Source organism: Aminobacter sp. GW821-FHT11F06 (assembly GCF_058808215.1).
The window spans coordinates 229,128-246,894 of the sequence record NZ_JBXARL010000005.1 but is presented as its reverse complement, the minus strand read 5'-3'; the positions used below and the strand labels follow the sequence as shown (position 1 = coordinate 246,894).

The following is a 17,767-nucleotide window of genomic DNA, read 5'->3' as shown; positions in this document are numbered from 1 at the left end:
AGGCGCGACTTGCACCATCGCGATTGCTTCCTACACGGCTGCCTTGGCAATCGCGCCGCGCCAGGCGACCGCCTCGACTTCAATCAGCAAATCGGGCAGCACCAGTTCGCTGACGACGACAGCTGACGCTGCCGGCGGGTTGTCGGCGAAGATGCGGTTCTTGACCGCGGCATAGGCTTGATAGGCATCGCGGCTGGTAAGGTAGCAGCGCAGTGAGACAACATGTTCGAGTGTCAGCCCGGCCTCGGCAAGCGTTGCTTCGATGTTGCGGAAGCACTGTTCGGCCTGGCCGGTCGGGTCGCCGATGCAGATGATCTGGCGATCCTTGAGCGCCACCTGCCCAGAGACCAGCAAGAAGTCGCCGCAGCCGACGGCCTGGCTCATGCCGGGGAATGCCATGCCAGGTGGGTTTAGCCGTTCCACATTCGAAGCTTTGGTCATGGTCGGCCCTTTGCAGCGGGTGCTGCTGCGCGGAAAAGATCAATGCGGCCGCCACGCAGCTTGACGGTGATTTCGGGATCGTGGTGCGGAGCAACACAGATGAAGAGGTCGCGCCCGTCGGCGCCGCCGAGCATACAGGCGTAGGGACTGGCGTCAGGGATTTCGACACGACCGACGATCTCACCTGCCGGGCTGACCCTTAGCACGACCTTTTCGTAAGGCGACGCTGCCCAGACATGGCCCTCGGCGTCGAGGCAGATGCCGTCTGGCACATGCCCGTTGACGGCCGCGAAAAGCCGGCGGTTGGAAAGGCTGCCGTCGGCGCCGATATCGAAGGCCGTCAGCCGCGCGGCCATCGATTCAGCGACGATCAACGTAGCGCCGTCAGGGGTGATGACCGTGCCATTGGGGCACATCAGGCCATCGGCGGCGATGCTGATCTCGCCTTTCGGCGTGACCATTGCCATGTTGGTCGGCGCGGGTGCCTCGCCGGCATAGAAGTCAAAGCCGATATTGCCGACATAGGCGCGGCCCTTGGCATCCGCGACCATGTCGTTCGAGTGAAAGGGATGGACGCCTGCCAGATCGGCATGGAGCGAAAGCCTGCCATCGCTGTCGCGCCGATAAAGCTTGCGCTCGTGCATCGACACGACGAGCAGATCGCCATTCGGCAGCCAGCCCATCCCGGACGGACCGCCTGGGACAGCGAAGCTTTCAAGGCGGGCACCGGCGCCATCGAGCACATGGACGAGGCCAGCGTGCTGGTCGGCGAACCAGAGTTGCCCGTCATGCCAGCGGGGGCATTCGGGATAGACAAATCCCCCCGCAATCGTACGTAGAGACATCGTCATGCAGGAACCCTGGCGCAGGCGCTGAGAATCTCGCCGAGCTTCTTGATGCCGCGCTCGATGATGTCTTCGCTGACATGGCTGTAGGCCAGGCGCAGGAACTGACGGCCGTCGGTCTCGCCCATGAAACGCTCGCCGGGGCGGAAGAAGATACCTTCCTTGGCCGACATCTCGGCTGCGCGCTGCCAGTCGACGCGTTCGTCGATCTCGAGCCAGAGGTAGAACGAGCCCTGCGGCATGCGGAAGGTGACATAGTTGCCGCAATAGTCGCGCACCGCGCGCCCCGCCGTCTCGGCCTTGCTCTTGTAGACCTTGTTGACCTTGGCGATGTGGTCTTCAAGCAGGCCGTCGGCCATGAACGAGGTCATGACGCGGGCGTGCCACTGGCCGACGCCCAGATCCTGGCGCACGGCGGCGATCGGCTCTATGGCTTTGGCAGGGCCAGCGATCCAGCCGAGACGCAGCGCGGGTGCCACGATCTTGGAGAAGCTGCCGCATTGGATGACACGCTCGTCGGTGTCGAGGCTGAGCAGGGTCGGCAATTCCTCGCCAGCGAAGCGCAGGTCGCCGTAGACATTGTCCTCGATGATCAGGAAGTCATGTTTTTTGGCCAGCTGGAGCAGCTTATGGCGGCGCGGCACTGACATTTCGGTGCACGTCGGCGTCTGGAAGGTCGGGATGGTGTAGACGACCTTGATCTTCTTGCCCTCGGCCTCGACCTTGTCCAACAGCACTTCGAGCGCATCGACGACCATGCCGTGATCATCGACAGGAACGGTGCGCAGATCACCGCCGGCCATTTCCATGAAGCGCAGCGCATAGGGGAAAGACGCGGCTTCCGCGACGACGACGTCGCCAGGATTGATGTAGCCGTTGGCGGCAAGGGCGATGCCCTGCACAGACCCCGAGGTCAGGATGACGCCAAGCGTGCCCAGCGCCTTGCCTTGGGTGCGCTCGATGCGGTCGGCGATCTCCTTGCGCAGCCCCTTGAAGCCGAAGACCAGTTCCTCGTAGCCCGTGGCCGGATCGAAGTAATCGAGCACCTTGGCGCCATGTTCGTCGAGCGCCTTGCGCGCCAGCCGCACGAGGTCCTCGGTCGGGAAGGTTTCAGGCGCGGCAAGTCCCTGGTCGAAATTGAAGATCGCAGGGACCTCCGGGTCCGGGAAAAACAGTGCTGGACCGGAGCCCGACAGCTTCGAGCGCAAATTGTCGACTGACATGATTTCTTCCTCCTTGGATTGCTTGTTTCTCAAGTGTTTTCTGTGTCCGGTGCAAACGTCCCCGACTGCAGTCCGCTTTCGCGGTTGCGGCCCTTGAGCGACCGGTTCAGCGTGCCCCAGAACGCAGTCCAGCGTTCGCGCCAGGTGGCGTCGGCAAGTCCAGTCTGTGCGACGCGTAGAGCGCCATATTCCGGCCGCGGCTGGCCCGTCAGCGCCAGGCCGGCGAGCCGCCAAAGGACGGAACCCTCATGCATGGCAAGCGTACGGTCGCGCGAAGTTAACGCTTCCCTGATGGGATGTATCAAGGTCTGCCCGAGCGGAGTTGGAGCAATCCCTTGGCGGGCGCGAACGAATAGCGGATCCCCGAAAACGTCGCGCAGACGAGCGAGGCTATTGCTCACGGCAGGTTGCGTCACGTTCAGGGTCTCGGCGGCCCTGGTTATGCTTGCCTCGCTGTAGACGGCTTCGAAGACGTGCAGAAGATTGAGGTCGAGCTTCGACAGGTTGCGCAGGACCATCGCGTCATGCCCCCCGATCTTCGAACGACGACCGTTCCTTTGGGGTTGCACGGGCGCGCCGGCGGGCCCGGTGCGGACATGAGGGGAGACACAATGGCGTGGGCAAAGTGGCTAGGGCCATGAAACCTCCCGACGTGCGTTGCCTCCGCTTTTTCCTCCAGCAAAGGCCGTCATGTCGGGCATTACGGGTCGTCAGCGGCGGCTTTGCCTCGTCCGAAGGGACTATTGGCGAACACAACGGCGAAGCCGGCAAGGAAAGAGTAACAAGTGTGCCAAGACGGCGCCCAATTGGTTAGTTATGGGCACCGCCGCTCAGGCGTGTCGCAGAGCCAAGGTGACGATGGCGATGATCGAGGGCTTCGACGATCGCGGCAGATTCTTGCGATCTGAGCTCGGCGGGCTACCAACGTCTGAGCCGCTACCTGAAATCGCTCATCCTCGGACAAGGCTCGCTGCTGCGGGACAAGTGGCCGGAGTTTGACGAACGTCATGGGGCAGAGCGGAGTTGCTTGCTCTATCCAAGCTTTTCCACGATCGGCGGAATTTGGACCGTTTTCACGTCGGTAGTGCCGGAATCGATGATCTCGAAGACGGCATCAAGCATTCCGGGGACATCCTGGCGAACCATTTCGATGTGATCGCCAAGCATCGCCACGAAGGGGTCCCAATCGAAGCAGCCGAGCAACGGCATGCCGTCGGCATATTGGCCTGACCCACGAAGCCAGCGCATGACCCCTTCGAGCGATATTGTCGAGTTCACGAACATGCCGTGAGGCAGGGTGCCTACGGTTTCGGTCAGGTGCTTCATGGCTTGCTCGGACTTCTCAGGCGCGTAACCGCAGGTCAGGACGAGCCTTTCATCAACCTCGATTCCTGCTTCGGCATGGGCTGTGCGGAAGCCGCGCACGCGCTCGGATGTATTGTGATCGTTGCCGCGCCCGCCGACAAAAAGCAGCGGGGTCTTGTCGCCGAATTTCTTCTCGCAGTTTGCGAGCACCCGCCGCGTCAGCTCGAGCGCGCCGCCATAATTGTCCGAGATCACCGAAGGTGCCCGCGAGCCCGGCAAATCGAGGTTCACCGTACGGACGCCTGCGGCCGAGCACAGATCGACGATCCTGTCCGGATCGGTTGCACCGGTGGCAATCAGGCAGTCGACCTGATAGGACAGCATCGCCCTTGCCGCTTCTATTTCCAGCGCCGGATCGCGGCGGGTGCAGGTGACGATGGGAAACAATCCACGGTCGCGCGCCATCGCCTCGAACCGTTCGACGATCGAGCCGAAGTAGCGGTTGTCGTATTTCGGCACGATCATGCCGATGATCTTCGACCGCTCCCGGCGCAGCACGCTGGCCTGCATGTTCAGCGCGTAACCCTGCTCCTCGGCGAGCAGCGTGATCTTTTGTGCAAGCTGACTGCTGATGCGCCGCTTCTTCCAGTTTCCGTTCAACACAGCACTCACCGCGCTTGCCGACGTGCCGGCCAATTCAGCCAGATCGTAGATCGTCGTTCTTTTTGTCTGGGGGCTGCGCTTCACGAATAAGGTCTCCACTTGCGAGTCACCTTGACATCAACGGGGAATATGAGCAATTCTGCTTCATCGATTGAGCAAGCTTGCGCAATCGATGAAGTTGCCAGCAACGCTACGCTGACTCAGGGAGGAGTCGGATCAGGATTCGGGACAATCGACGCGGCGGCGCAAGCTGCAACGCTCGATGTCGTGTGCCACCACGGGGAATGGCGCAGCGAGGCCTGAACGTCGACATCCCTCCGGAAGCCGCAGCGCGCAGGCCCAAATCATTGGTGGAGGAAACTTATGAAGACGCTTACTTATTTGCTTGCCACGACCGGCTTGACCGTGGCGCTCGGCAGCGCTGCGATGGCGCAGGAAGCTGCAACCGTCGCCTTTTTGATGCCGGACCAGGCCTCGACCCGCTACGAACAACATGACTACCCCGGCTTCAAGGCCGAGATGGCAAAGCTCTGCCCCAACTGCACGGTCATCTACCAGAACGCCAATGCCGACGTGTCGCTGCAACAGCAGCAATTCAACTCGGTGATTGCCCAGGGCGCCAAGGTCATCGTCCTTGACCCGGTCGATTCCGCGGCTGCCGCGGCATTGGTCGAGATCGCCCACTCCCAGGACGTCAAGGTCATCGCCTATGACCGCCCGATCCCGGCCAAGCCGGCTGACTACTACGTCTCCTTCGACAATGAGGGCATCGGCCGCGCCATCGCGCAGTCGCTTGTCGATCATCTGAAGGCATCGGGCGTTCCAGAAGGCGCAGGCGTTCTCCAGATCAACGGCTCGCCGACCGACGCTGCTGCTGGCCTTATTCGCGACGGCATCGATTCCGCGCTCGACGCATCAGCCTATAAGACGCTTGCCGAGTTCGATACGCCGGACTGGGCGCCGCCGAAGGCGCAGGAATGGGCCGCCGGTCAGATCACCCGTTTCGGCGACCAGATCAAGGGCATCGTTGCCGCCAACGACGGCACGGGCGGCGGTGCGATCGCAGCGCTCAAGGCGGCAGGCGTCAAGCCGGTTCCGCCGGTCACCGGCAATGACGCGACAATCGCTGCCTTGCAGCTGGTCATTTCGGGTGACCAGTACAACACGATCTCGAAGCCTTCCGAAATCGTGGCGGCCGCTGCTGCCAATGTCGCCGTGAAGCTGCTGAAGGGCGAGACGCCCGAGGCGCCCAACAAGCTCTACGATACGCCCTCGCAGCTCTTCGTCCCGGCCGTCGTCACGGCCGAGAACATCAAGGCGGAGGTTTTCGACAAGGGCATCAACAAGCCTGAGGAAGTCTGCACCGGCGAATATGTTGAAGGTTGCCGCAAACTCGGCATCATCAACTGACGCTGCAAAATCGTACCCGGCCGCGCTGGCGTGGCCGGGTGCCTTCGATCGAGAGGCCAAGGCCATGACAGCTAACATCCAGAATATGCCCGCCAAGGGCGAAACAGTGCTGCGGCTGCGCGGCATCTCCAAGAATTTCGGCGCCGTATCGGCACTTACCGACATCGAGCTCGACGTCAATGCCGGCGAAGTCGTGGCGCTCGTGGGCGACAACGGCGCGGGCAAGTCGACGCTGGTCAAAGTCCTCGCCGGCGTGCACCAGCCGACATCGGGCACCATCGAATTCTGCGGACAAGGCGTGTCTCTCGACAGCCCCGGCACGGCACTTGGCCTTGGCATTGCGACGGTGTTCCAGGACCTCGCCTTGTGCGAGAACCTCGATGTCGTGGCCAATCTGTTTCTTGGCCATGAGATGTCGCCCTGGGCGCTGGACGAGGTTGCCATGGAAGTCCGCGCCTGGAAGCTGCTGCGCGAACTCGCCGCGCGCATTCCTTCCGTTCGCGAGCCCATCGCGTCGTTGTCGGGCGGCCAGCGCCAGACGGTGGCGATCGCGCGCTCGCTGCTGCTCAATCCCAAGGTCATCATGCTCGATGAGCCGACGGCGGCCCTGGGCGTCGCGCAGACCGCCGAAGTGCTCAACCTGATCGAACGTGTCCGCGAGCGCGGCCTCGGTGTCATCATCATCAGCCACAACATGGAAGACGTGCGCGCCGTCGCGGACCGCATCGTCGTGCTGCGCCTTGGACGGAACAACGGCGTGTTCTTGCCAGACGCTTCCAATCAGGAACTCGTCGCCGCAATCACAGGTGCGACGGAAAACTCCGTCTCCAGACGTCTCGACCGCAAGGCCGGCCTAGTCAACGAAACAAGCGGGGGGCAAGCATGAGCCAGAACCTTTCAAACAAGCTCGCCCAAAGCGAGCCGAAACTCGACCGCAGCGACGAGCGCGTGCGTCGCGACGAGGGCATCTTCGGAATGATGCGCGGCTTTGCTGACCGCGTGCGCTCCGGCGACCTCGGAATGCTGCCGGTCGCGGTTGGCCTGATCGTCATCTCGGTCGTCTTTTCGGCGCTCAACCCGGTTTTTCTGGCGCCCAACAATCTGGTGAACCTGCTGTTTGATTGCGCCACCGTCGGCGTCATCTCGCTCGGCATCATCTGCGTGCTGGTGCTCGGCGAGATCGACCTGTCGGTCGGCTCGATGAGCGGGCTTGCCTCCGCCATGGTGGGCGTGCTGTGGGTCAATATGGGCTGGCCCGTCGCTGGTGCGATCATTGCTGCCCTTGTCGTTGGCGCCTGCGTCGGCTTGCTCTACGCTACCCTTTACAACCGCCTGGGCATGCCCAGCTTCATCGCGACGCTCGCTGGCCTGCTCGCACTGCTCGGCCTGCAGCTCTACATCCTCGGTCCGACCGGTTCTATCAACTTGCCCTATGCCTCGCCGCTTGTCCGCTTCGGCCAGGTCCTCATCATGCCGCACTGGCTTTCGCATGGGCTGGCGCTGCTGCCGGGCTTGGTGATGATCGCCAAGGGCATGCGCACCATGGGTCAACGTCAGGCGGCGAACCTCTCAGCCCAGCCGCTCGGCACGCTGATCCTGAAAGCCATCGTGCTGACCGTAGCGCTCGAACTGGCCGTCTTTTATCTCAACCTCGGCCGTGGCGTGCCGTGGATGTTCGGTCTCTTCGTCGCTCTCGCCGTGATGCTCAACTATGCGCTGACGCGCACCCAGTGGGGCCGCTCGATGTTCGCTGTCGGCGGCAACAAGGAAGCCGCCCGCCGCTCGGGCATCAATGTGCGCCGCATCTACATGAGCGCGTTCGTGCTCTGCTCGACGCTGGCAGCGCTGGGTGGTGTGCTTTCGGCCTCGCGACTTGCCTCCTCGAGCCAGCAGGCGGGCACCGGCGACGTCAACCTCAATGCGATCGCGGCAGCCGTCATTGGCGGCACCAGCCTCTTCGGTGGACGCGGGAGCGCCTATTCGGCCCTGCTCGGGATCATCGTCATTCAGGCCATTTCGAACGGCCTTACGCTTTTGAATCTCAGCTCGTCGCTTCGCTACATGATTACCGGCGGCGTGCTGGCCATCGCGGTCATCGTCGACTCGCTGGCACGGCGCTCTCGCGTCAGCCACGGCCGCGCCTGACCCAACATTTCGGAATGGAGTACTCACAATGGCAGATCTCATGAAGGGCAAGGTCGCCGCCATCACCGGCGCCGCCTCCGGTATCGGGCTCGAATGCGCGCGCACGCTTTTGGCCGAAGGCGCCAAGGTTGTTCTCATCGACCGCGCGCAAGACAGGCTGGAGCTGCTCTGCAAGGAACTGGGTCCGAACGCCCTGCCGCTTGTCGTCGACCTGCTCAAGCCGGCCGAAGTGTCCGGCATGCTGCCGCGGATCATCGAGATCGCTGGCAAGCTGGATGTCTTCCACGCCAATGCCGGCGCCTATATTGGCGGTCCGGTTGCCGAAGGCGACCCCGATGCCTGGGACCGGATGCTCAACCTCAACATCAACGCTGCCTTCCGCTCGGTCCACGCTGTACTGCCCTATATGATCGAACAGAAGTCCGGCGACATCCTCTTCACCAGCTCGATCGCCGGCGTTGTGCCCGTCGTCTGGGAGCCGATCTACACGGCCTCGAAATTTGCCGTTCAGGCTTTCGTTCACAGCACGCGGCGCCAGGTGGCCCGCCATGGGGTGCGCGTCGGCGCGGTGCTGCCCGGCCCGGTGGTCACGGCCCTTCTCGACGACTGGCCGAAGGAAAAGATGGAAGAAGCGCTCGCCAACGGCAGTCTCATGCAGCCGAAGGAAGTGGCCGATGCGGTGCTCTTCATGCTGACGCGTCCACGCAACGTCACGATCCGCGACCTGGTGATCCTGCCAAACAGCGTCGATCTCTAGGTTTGTCCGACGGAGGTTGTCCCCTTCGCCGATCCAGTTCTGATTGCAGGCGGTAGATCATGACCAACACTTCCCCCGCACGCCCTACGGGCGGCGAACGGTATCTCATTGGCGTCGATGTCGGGACGGGCAGCGCCAGGGCGGGTCTGTTCGACGTCACTGGCAACATGCTGTCGTCGGCCAAGCGCGACATCACGCTCTATCGCGAGGCTGGTTCAATCGTCGAACAGTCGAGCACGGAGATATGGGCGGCGGTCTGCGCCTCGGTGCGCGAGGCGGTTTCCAAGGCCGGCATCGATCCGCATGCTGTCGCCAGTGTCGGGTTCGACGCGACCTGCTCGCTCGTTGTCCTTGGCAAGAATGGCAGCTCGCTGCCCGTGGGACCTTCGGAGGATCCACAGCGCGACATCATCGTGTGGATGGACCACCGCGCCGTCGACCAGGCGGAACGGATCAATGCGCAAGGCCACGAGGTCCTGCGCTATGTCGGCGGACGCATCTCGCCCGAAATGGAGACGCCGAAGCTGCTCTGGTTGCGCGAAAGCCGCCCCGAGGTCTTCGACGCCGCCTGGCAATTCTTCGATCTTGCCGACTTCCTGACCTGGCGCGCGACGGGAGATCTTGCGCGCTCGACCTGCACGGTGACGTGCAAGTGGACCTACCTGGCGCATGAGAAGCGCTGGGACCCGAGCTACTTCCGGCAGATCGGCCTCGGCGTGCTTGCCGACGAAGACTTTTCGCGCATCGGGCAGAACGTGGTGGACCCGGGCTCGGTTGTCGGAAACGGCCTGAGCGAGCGTGCGGCACAGGAACTTGGCCTGCCTGCCGGCACTGCGGTGGGCGCCGGCATGATCGACGCCCATGCGGGTGGCATTGGAACGGTGGGCGTGGACGGTCCGGTAGAGAGCAATCTCGGATACGTCTTTGGCACCTCCTCCTGCACGATGACCTCAACCGTGGAACCGGTGTTCGTGCCCGGTGTTTGGGGACCCTATTATTCGGCGATGGTCTCAGGCATGTGGCTGAACGAAGGTGGCCAGTCCGCTGCCGGAGCTGCGATCGAGCAACTCCTGTCTTTCCACCCTGCGGCCGGCGAGGCAAACGAACTGGCCAAGACCCAGGGGCTCTCGCTTCCCGTCTTGCTCGCCGAACTTGCCGCGAAGAAGGTTGGAACACTCTCCCAGACGGTTGAACTGGCCGGTGGCCTTCATGTCGTCCCGGAGTTTCTCGGCAACCGTGCGCCCTTTGCCGATCCGCATGCCCGCGCTGTTATTGCTGGGCTTGGCATGGAGCACGGCATCGACAGCCTCGTTTCGCTCTACATCGCGGGACTGTGCGGCATCGGTTATGGATTGCGTCAAATCATTGACGTGCAGGCCTTATCTGGCGCGCCGATCGACAAGATCGTTGTCAGCGGAGGTGCCGGCCAGCTCGATCTTGTCCGCCAGCTCCTTGCCGACGCGACTGGAAAGGCGGTCCTGGCAACGCGCTCGGAAGAGCCGGTTCTTTTGGGAGCAGCCATTCTCGGGAGCGTGGCTGCCGGGGTCTTCGCTGACATCCGCTCTGCAATGGCAAGCCTTTCGCGTACGGACAGCACCTATACCCCTGCTGCCGGCAAGACTGCGGAGCAACACGCCAAAAAGTACGCCGCCTTCCAGAAACTCCAGGCGATAGCGCGCGAAATCCGATAGCGCCTGGTCGCCACGGGTCCCCGCATGAACGCGCGGCTGGCATTGTGCGCTCAATCCTGGAAACGGACTAAATATCGCCGAACCGGCCCTGGTTCACGTCACGATGATGCAACAGGCTAGGCAAGAACGCGCAAGCTTGGCGCCCCTTCTTCAACAGTGCCAATGATGCGTGCGGAAGGATAGCCGGCGGCGACGATTTCCTCGAGCAGTGCTGCAGCCCGGTCGCGCCCGCACGAAACGAGGAGCCCGCCCGACGTCTGGGGGTCGGTCAGTATGTGGCGGTGCCATTCAGGCAGGTCCTCGGGCAGGTTGATACTCGTCCCATAGCTCGCCCAGTTGCGGTGGGAGGCGCCGGTCACGTAACCTTGTTGCGCAAGTTCGGCACATTGGCTGAAAAGGGCAATATCGCCCGCCCTGAGCGAAATGCAGACGTTAGAGCCTTGGGCCATCTCCAGCGCGTGGCCGAGGATGCCAAAACCGGTGATATCGGTGATCGCATGCACGTCAGGATCCTTGGCAAGTTCGGTGCCGACACGGTTCAAGAGCGTCGTTGATGCGACGAGTTCGTCATAGGCATCAGGGGCGAGCGCGGACTTCTTGAAAGCGGCGGAATAGATCCCGACGCCGAGCGCCTTGGTCAGGATCAGGGCATCTCCGGCTTTCGCGCCGCTGTTGCGCCTCAGATTGGCGACAGGACAGGTGCCGATGACCGCCAGGCCGTAGATCGGCTCGGGAGAATCGATCGAGTGACCACCAGCGATCGGGATGCCGGCCTCAGCGCATATCGCTGCGCCGCCGCCAAGGATCTGCCGTATCGTTTCGGTCGGCAGTTTGTCGATCGGCATGCCGAGCACCGCGAGCGCCATGATCGGCTTGCCGCCCATGGCATAGACATCGGAAATCGCGTTGGTCGCGGCGATCCGACCGAAGTCGAACGGGTCATCGACCATCGGCATGAAGAAATCGGTGGTCGCGATCACGCAGGTTTCGTCATCCAATTGCCAGACTGCGGCGTCGTCGCCGGTTTCCGTGCCGACCAGCAGCCGGGCAAAAGGCTCGGCCGCCGGCTGGTTCGAAAGCAGTTGCTGCAGGACCGAGGGAGCCAGCTTGCATCCGCAGCCGCCGCCATGGGCGAGAGCCGTCAGTCGAATAGCGGAGAGATCAGTTGGAATATTCATGGTGATACCTCACCAATTCACGAATTCTTCGGTTCCGCGGTAGGATGAAGATCGTCGAACCGAACGCGCCGACTACGCCAGCCAAGCCTTCGAGGCTCAAATTGGCAACCGGCAGGCGATGCTTCAACTATTGGTGATTTTGCTTCAACGGTCAATCATTGGCGTTTGATCGTTGCATTCGCGCCGTGAAGTCAGAATAAGTTGATAGTAACTCTCATCTTCATTTCTTATTGTTTTGACACGATTTGCGGTTCTGTATAGCTTTCATTCGAGACGTCCAATGGGCGTTTTTGAGTTTCCATCGATGGCATCCGGGTACCGGCAGGCGGTAAGCCAGTGCCAATAATGGAGGTATCATGCGATGAACATGGAGCTCTCTCGTCGTCAATTTCTGGGCGCAGCCGGCGCGGGCATAGCGGGAACGGCACTTGGGGCCTTTGGTTTTGACGCAGTCGAGTCGGCGCATGCCGAGGCTATCCGTGCCTTCAAGCTTTCAGGCAGCACCGAAACCCGAAACACCTGTCCCTACTGCTCTGTCGCCTGCGGCATCATCATGTATTCTAGGGGTGACCGGACGAAGGGCGAGCAGGCGGAGATCTTCCACATCGAGGGTGATACCGACCATCCGACAAATCGTGGCACGCTCTGTCCCAAAGGTGCTGCGCTGCTTGGTTTCGTCAAGGCTGACACGCGCCTGAAGTACCCGATGATCCGCAAGCCGGGCGCGGACACGTTCGAGCGCGTCAGCTGGAACGACGCGCTGGATCGCATCGCGCGCCTGATGAAGGACGATCGCGACGCCAATTTCATCCAGAAAAACAACGCCGGCGTGACGGTGAACCGGTGGACGACAGTCGGTTTCCTGGCGGCCTCCGCCACGACAAATGAAACGGCCTGGGAAACCTACAAGGTTGTGCGAAGTACCGGCATCGTCGCGTTTGATAACCAAGCGCGTGTCTGACACGGCCCGACGGTAGCCAGTTTGGCTCCAACATTCGGCCGTGGTGCGATGACCAATTCCTGGACGGACATCAAGAACACCGACCTCGTGGTCATCATGGGCGGCAATGCCGCCGAGGCGCATCCCTGCGGGTTCAAATGGGTCACGGAGGCCAAGGCCAACCGTGGCGCGAAGCTGATCGTTGTGGATCCGAGGTTCACCCGCTCGGCATCGGTGGCTGATTTCTATGCGCCGATCCGCCAGGGCACCGACATCGCCTTCCTGCTTGGCATCATCAATTACTGCATGCAAAACGACAAGGTGCAGTGGGACTATGTGAAGGCATTCACCAATGCCAGCTACATCGTCAAGGATGGCTTCGAGTACAAGGACGGGCTGTTCACCGGCTACGATGAAGCCAAGCGCGACTATGACAAGTCGACTTGGGACTATGTCATCGGTGACGATGGTTATGCTGTCGTCGATGACACGCTGGCCCATCCGCGTTGCGTGTGGAACCTGCTCAAGGCCCATGTCTCCGTCTATACGCCGGAGATGGTGGAGCGCATCTGCGGCACGCCGAAGGACAAGTTCCTGAAAGTTGCCGAACTGATCTCCGAGTGCTCGTCACCGACGAAGGTCATGACCTCGATGTATGCGCTTGGCTGGACGCAGCACTCCAAGGGCGCGCAGAACATCCGTTGCATGGCGATGCTGCAGCTCATCCTCGGCAATATCGGCCTGCGTGGCGGCGGCATGAATGCGCTTCGCGGCCATTCCAACATCCAGGGCCTGACCGACATCGGGCTGATGTCCAATCTGCTGCCCGGCTACATGAACCTGCCAACCGACCAGGAGGTGAACTTCGACACCTACATGTCGACCCGCAGCTACAAGCCGCTCCGGCCCAACCAGACCAGCTACTGGCAGAATTACCGGAAATTCTTCGTCAGCTTCCTGAAATCGATGTGGGGTCCCGCGGCAACGCCCGAGAACCACTTCGCCTATGACTGGCTGCCGAAACTCGACGTTTCCGGCTACGATGTCTTGCGCATCTTCGACATGATGCACGACGGCAAAGTAACGGGATACATCTGCCAGGGGTTCAACCCGTTGCTGGCTGCCCCCAACAGGGCCAAGCTTACGAACGCACTCTCAAAGCTCAAATTCCTGGTCACGATGGATCCGCTGGACACGGAAACGTCACGGTTCTGGGAAAATCACGGCGAGTTCAACGACGTTGATACAGCCAATATCCAGACCGAGGTGATCCAACTGCCCTCGACCTGTTTCGCCGAGGACGAGGGCTCCCTGACCAATTCCGGCCGCTGGCTGCAGTGGCACTGGGCGGGGGGCACACCTCCGGGCGAAGCAAGGACCGACAATTGGATCATGGCGCAGATTCATCTGCGCCTGAAGGAGCTCTATCGCAGGGAAGGCGGAGCGTTCCCCGATCCGATCCTCAATCTCGACTGGGCATACGCCGACGCGGGCGAGCCGAGTGCTGAGGAACTCGCCAAGGAGATGAACGGCAAGGCGCTGTCGACCCTCCACGATCCGGCTGATCCGACAAAGGTGGTGGTCGAGGCGGGCAAGCTCCTGCCCAGCTTTGCCGCACTGCGCGACGACGGTTCGACGGCCTGCGGTTGCTGGGTCTATTCCGGTTGTTTCAACGAGAACGGAAACAACATGGCCCGGCGCGATACGTCGGACCCTGACGGGACGGGCGCCTATCTGAACTGGGCGTTCGCCTGGCCTGTCAACCGCCGTATCCTTTACAATCGCGCTTCGGCCGACATCAATGGCAAGGCATGGGATCCGGCGCGCAAGCTGATCGAATGGGACGGCCAGAAATGGTCCGGCTACGATGTGCCGGATATAGCCCCGACGGCCAAGCCGGCGGATGTCGGGCCGTTCATCATGAATGCAGAAGGGGTCTCGCGGCTGTTCGTCAGGGGCATGATGAAGGATGGGCCATTCCCGGCCCACTATGAGCCGTTCGAGTCTCCGCTTGCGAATCTTGTTGCTCCGAACGTGCGTGGCAATCCAGCGGCGCGCGTGTTCCAGGATGATTTCGAGCAGTTCGCCAAGCCAGGATCGGAGGAATTCCCCTACGCCGCCACGTCCTATCGCCTGACCGAGCACTTCCACTACTGGACGAAGCATGTCCGCGTGAACGCCGTGCTGCAGCCGGAATTCTTCGTCGAGATTTCCGAGGAACTCGCCAATGAGAAAGGCATTGCCAAGGGCGGCTGGGTGCGCGTGTGGTCAAAGCGCGGGTCGATCAAGGCCAAGGCCGTTGTCACCAAGCGGATCAAGCCGCTGCTCTGCGACGGCAAGCCGGTTCATATCATCGGCATACCGTTGCACTGGGGCTTCATGGGTGCCGCCAGGAAAGGCTTCGGCCCGAACTCGCTCACGCCCTTCGTCGGCGACGCCAATATAGAAACGCCGGAATTCAAGGCATTCCTTGTCAACATCGAGCCCATTTCCGGGCCGGTGGCATAGGAGGCGACGACATGTTTCCGCCTGTTCCAAACCCGTCGACCCGCCCCGAGGCGGCGAAATTCGGCGAAGCTGATCTGATCCGGCGATCAGCATCGAGAGTGACGCCGCCCGCCACGCGGCAGACGGAGGTGGCGAAGCTCATCGACGTTTCCAAGTGCATAGGTTGCAAGGCTTGCCAGTCGGCGTGCATCGAATGGAACGACACGCATCCCGAAATCGAGGTCAATGTCGGCGTCTACGACAATCCGCATGATCTGACGCCTGAGATGTTCACACTCATGCGCTTCACCGAATGGGAGAACCCCGAAACGAACAATCTCGAGTGGCTCATCCGCAAGGATGGCTGCATGCATTGCGAGGATCCTGGCTGCCTGAAGGCATGCCCAGCCCCCGGCGCCATCGTGCAGTACTCGAACGGCATCGTTGATTTCGTCCATGAAAACTGCATCGGCTGCGGCTATTGCATCAAGGGATGCCCTTTCAATATTCCGCGCATCTCCCAGGTCACGCACACCGCCTACAAATGCACGCTTTGTTCCGACCGCATTGCCGTTGGTCAGGGGCCAGCCTGCGCGAAGGCTTGTCCGACGCAGGCGATCGTGTACGGCACCAAGGACGAAATGAAGGAATGGGCGGCTGGCCGGATCAAGGACCTGAAGTCCCGCGGCTTTGAGAATGCCGGCCTCTACGACCCGCCGGGTGTCGGCGGCACGCATGTCATGTATGTGCTGCACCACGCCGACAAGCCTGAAATCTATGCTGGTCTGCCGAACGATCCGAAGATCAGCCCGGTCGTCGAGGCTTGGAAGGGCGTCACCAAATATGCCGGACTCGCCGTCATCGGTTTCGCAGCCCTGAGCGGCTTCGTGCACTATCTTGTCGCCGGACCAAACCGGGTGACTGGAGAAGACGAAAAGGAAGCCGAAAAGCTTACGGGAGACCGTTCGTCATGAGCACGCAAACGGAATACGATGTCGAAAAAGGCGACAGTGTCCGGCCGGGCAAGCCTGTCACCGTCAGCCGCTATACCGGCGGCGCACGCATCAATCACTGGGTCACGGCTGCGAGCTTTGTGCTTCTGACCCTGTCTGGACTGGCACTGTTTCACCCCAGCTTCTTCTTCCTGACGGGGCTCTTCGGCGGCGGCCAACTGACCCGTATCCTTCATCCATGGATAGGCGTCGTACTCTTCTTCAGCTTCTTGGGCATGTTTGTCCGCTTTTGGAGAGCCAACCTCTGGAAACGGGAAGACGCCACATGGCTTGCGCGGATCGGCGACGTTCTTAGGGGACGCGAGGAGCGGCTGCCCGAGGTGGGCAAGTACAATGCGGGGCAAAAGGCCGTCTTCTGGTCGATGTCGATCCTCATCCTCATCCTGATCACGACAGGAATCATGATTTGGGATCAGTATTTCTCCGCCTACACGACCATCCAGCAGAACCGCTGGGCCGTTCTGGTCCACTCGATCGCAGCGATTTTGGCGATCACTGTCTGGGTCGTCCATGTCTATGCAGCGATCTGGGTACGCGGTACGATACGGGCGATGACGAAAGGCTCGGTGACAGGGGGCTGGGCCTGGCGGCACCATCGCAAGTGGCTGCGCGAACTCGTAGCCAAGTCGACAACGAAACAATCGCGAGGAACGCCCCTCAAGTAGAGAAGGCGTCAAGTGGCCCGTACCACGTGGCCCGTCGGGTTCGTGAGGAAGTGTAATGGGACGCAAGGGTGCCATTGTAGCCGATCCGACAGCGATTGGAGACGTATCAAATCCACCTTTTGTACGGCTTCCTGATCCCGTCTCGCTCTTTTCCAGCAGGGCAAAGCGTTTGCGTGCCCTGGCCGAAACCTCCAACCTGGCGCCCTATCTGACCTTTCTTGCGGACCTCGCCCAGGCGCAGCATGACGTTCAGGCGGGGCTTCCTTCCCCGGTTGTTCCTGATGTCGCAACTGTCACGCGTGCGCGCGAGTTCGAGATGCCCCCGCTACTCCAAAATGGCGCAGGCGGGGACGAAACGACACAACGTACCTTCGATCGCCTGTTTGCCGCCGCAGAAAAGATCGAAAAGCCGGCTGAGGCTTCCGAAGCGCTCTTGCGAGCAAGAAATGCCGATCCGGCGCGCCGCCTCGCCATGACGCAAGCCATCTTCGCCGGCACCCTGCCGGACGACGCAATTGCCGAATGCATCTACGTCTGGGCGGCGCTCCAGCTACATTTCGCCAGGCTTGCCTCCGTTCTCGACCCTGGCATGCTGGCCCCGGTGGCCGACGGTGTTTGTCCCGTTTGCGGCAGCAAGCCCTTGGCCTCGATGGTTGTCGGCTGGCAGGGTTCGCACGGCGCCCGGTTCTGCGCCTGCTCGCTTTGCAGTACGCTTTGGCACCACGTCCGGATCAAATGCATCCTGTGTGGCTCGACCAAGGGGATCGGTTACCAGGAAATCGAAGGACAAGGTGGGGCCGTCAAGGCGGAAACCTGCGAGGAATGCCATGGCTGGTCGAAGATCTTCTATCAGACCAAGGATCCCGCGATCGATCCGGTTGCCGACGATGTGGCAAGCCTTGGCCTCGACCTTCTGATGCGCGAACTGCACTATCGTCGTGGCGGGTTTGCACCGCTTCTGGCGGGTTTTTAGAGGCAAACGTCCGAGCTGCCGGCGGCTTCCG

Annotated in this window: 15 protein-coding genes; 9 read left to right on the top strand and 6 right to left on the bottom strand. The window is 61.6% G+C overall.

Translation table 11 applies throughout. From position 1 onward, the window contains the following. Positions 1-30: 30 nt before the first annotated feature. From AC1RTB_RS14735 to AC1RTB_RS14715, 5 genes are all read right to left on the bottom strand, one after another. Entirely contained in the window at positions 31-441 is a 411-nt protein-coding gene (locus AC1RTB_RS14735; protein WP_492881246.1) for a RidA family protein, read from the bottom strand. Further along, positions 438-1,292, bottom strand: coding sequence for an SMP-30/gluconolactonase/LRE family protein (locus AC1RTB_RS14730; protein ID WP_492881247.1), 855 nt, complete (start codon positions 1,290-1,292; stop codon positions 438-440). The genes AC1RTB_RS14735 and AC1RTB_RS14730 overlap by 4 nt, the downstream gene beginning before the upstream one ends. Beyond that, positions 1,289-2,509 carry an aminotransferase-like domain-containing protein gene (locus tag AC1RTB_RS14725; protein ID WP_492881248.1) on the bottom strand — a complete coding sequence of 407 codons (1,221 nt, stop codon included), beginning with the start codon at positions 2,507-2,509 and terminating at the stop codon, positions 1,289-1,291. Before AC1RTB_RS14725 ends, AC1RTB_RS14730 begins: the two co-directional genes overlap by 4 nt. A gap of 29 nt (positions 2,510-2,538) precedes the next feature. Beyond that, entirely contained in the window at positions 2,539-3,027 is a 489-nt protein-coding gene (locus AC1RTB_RS14720; protein ID WP_492881249.1) for a LysR family transcriptional regulator, read from the bottom strand. A gap of 514 nt (positions 3,028-3,541) precedes the next feature. Further along, positions 3,542-4,561 carry a LacI family DNA-binding transcriptional regulator gene (locus tag AC1RTB_RS14715; RefSeq protein WP_492881250.1) on the bottom strand — a complete coding sequence of 340 codons (1,020 nt, stop codon included), beginning with the start codon at positions 4,559-4,561 and terminating at the stop codon, positions 3,542-3,544. A gap of 279 nt (positions 4,562-4,840) precedes the next feature. On the opposite strand from AC1RTB_RS14715, the gene AC1RTB_RS14710 reads away from it, so the two are divergent. From AC1RTB_RS14710 to AC1RTB_RS14690, 5 genes are all read left to right on the top strand, one after another. Continuing rightward, the gene (locus tag AC1RTB_RS14710; protein ID WP_492881251.1) at positions 4,841-5,887 is read left to right on the top strand and encodes an ABC transporter substrate-binding protein; all 1,047 of its coding nucleotides are present in this window, start codon (positions 4,841-4,843) and stop codon (positions 5,885-5,887) included. A gap of 64 nt (positions 5,888-5,951) precedes the next feature. Next, positions 5,952-6,773, top strand: coding sequence for an ATP-binding cassette domain-containing protein (locus AC1RTB_RS14705; protein WP_492881252.1), 822 nt, complete (start codon positions 5,952-5,954; stop codon positions 6,771-6,773). Beyond that, positions 6,770-8,032 (top strand): sugar ABC transporter permease, encoded by a 1,263-nt coding sequence (locus tag AC1RTB_RS14700; protein ID WP_492881253.1) that lies wholly within the window; start codon positions 6,770-6,772, stop codon positions 8,030-8,032. Before AC1RTB_RS14705 ends, AC1RTB_RS14700 begins: the two co-directional genes overlap by 4 nt. Positions 8,033-8,060: 28 nt before the next feature. Continuing rightward, positions 8,061-8,789 (top strand): SDR family oxidoreductase, encoded by a 729-nt coding sequence (locus AC1RTB_RS14695; protein WP_492881254.1) that lies wholly within the window; start codon positions 8,061-8,063, stop codon positions 8,787-8,789. Between the two features lie 59 nt (positions 8,790-8,848). Beyond that, positions 8,849-10,480: an FGGY-family carbohydrate kinase gene (locus AC1RTB_RS14690; protein WP_492881255.1), complete on the top strand. Its 1,632-nt coding sequence runs from the start codon at positions 8,849-8,851 to the stop codon at positions 10,478-10,480. 116 nt (positions 10,481-10,596) lie between these two features. Here AC1RTB_RS14690 and selD read toward each other — a convergent pair whose 3' ends face one another. Beyond that, positions 10,597-11,658 carry a selenide, water dikinase SelD gene (gene selD, locus AC1RTB_RS14685; protein ID WP_492881256.1) on the bottom strand — a complete coding sequence of 354 codons (1,062 nt, stop codon included), beginning with the start codon at positions 11,656-11,658 and terminating at the stop codon, positions 10,597-10,599. A 361-nt stretch (positions 11,659-12,019) separates the two neighbouring features. Here selD and fdnG point away from each other — a divergent pair, with 361 nt between their 5' ends. From fdnG to fdhE, 4 genes are read left to right on the top strand one after another with little or no spacing between them, the layout of a single operon-like run. After that, positions 12,020-15,106 (top strand): formate dehydrogenase-N subunit alpha, encoded by a 3,087-nt coding sequence (gene fdnG / locus AC1RTB_RS14680; protein ID WP_492881257.1) that lies wholly within the window; start codon positions 12,020-12,022, stop codon positions 15,104-15,106. A gap of 11 nt (positions 15,107-15,117) precedes the next feature. After that, a complete protein-coding gene (gene fdxH, locus AC1RTB_RS14675) occupies positions 15,118-16,059 on the top strand; it encodes a formate dehydrogenase subunit beta (protein WP_492881258.1) in 942 nt (313 codons plus the stop codon). Next, positions 16,056-16,763: a formate dehydrogenase subunit gamma gene (locus tag AC1RTB_RS14670; protein WP_492881259.1), complete on the top strand. Its 708-nt coding sequence runs from the start codon at positions 16,056-16,058 to the stop codon at positions 16,761-16,763. Before fdxH ends, AC1RTB_RS14670 begins: the two co-directional genes overlap by 4 nt. A gap of 55 nt (positions 16,764-16,818) precedes the next feature. Further along, on the top strand, positions 16,819-17,736 hold the full coding sequence (gene fdhE, locus AC1RTB_RS14665) for a formate dehydrogenase accessory protein FdhE (protein ID WP_492881260.1): 918 nt from the start codon (positions 16,819-16,821) through the stop codon (positions 17,734-17,736). Positions 17,737-17,767: the final 31 nt, after the last annotated feature.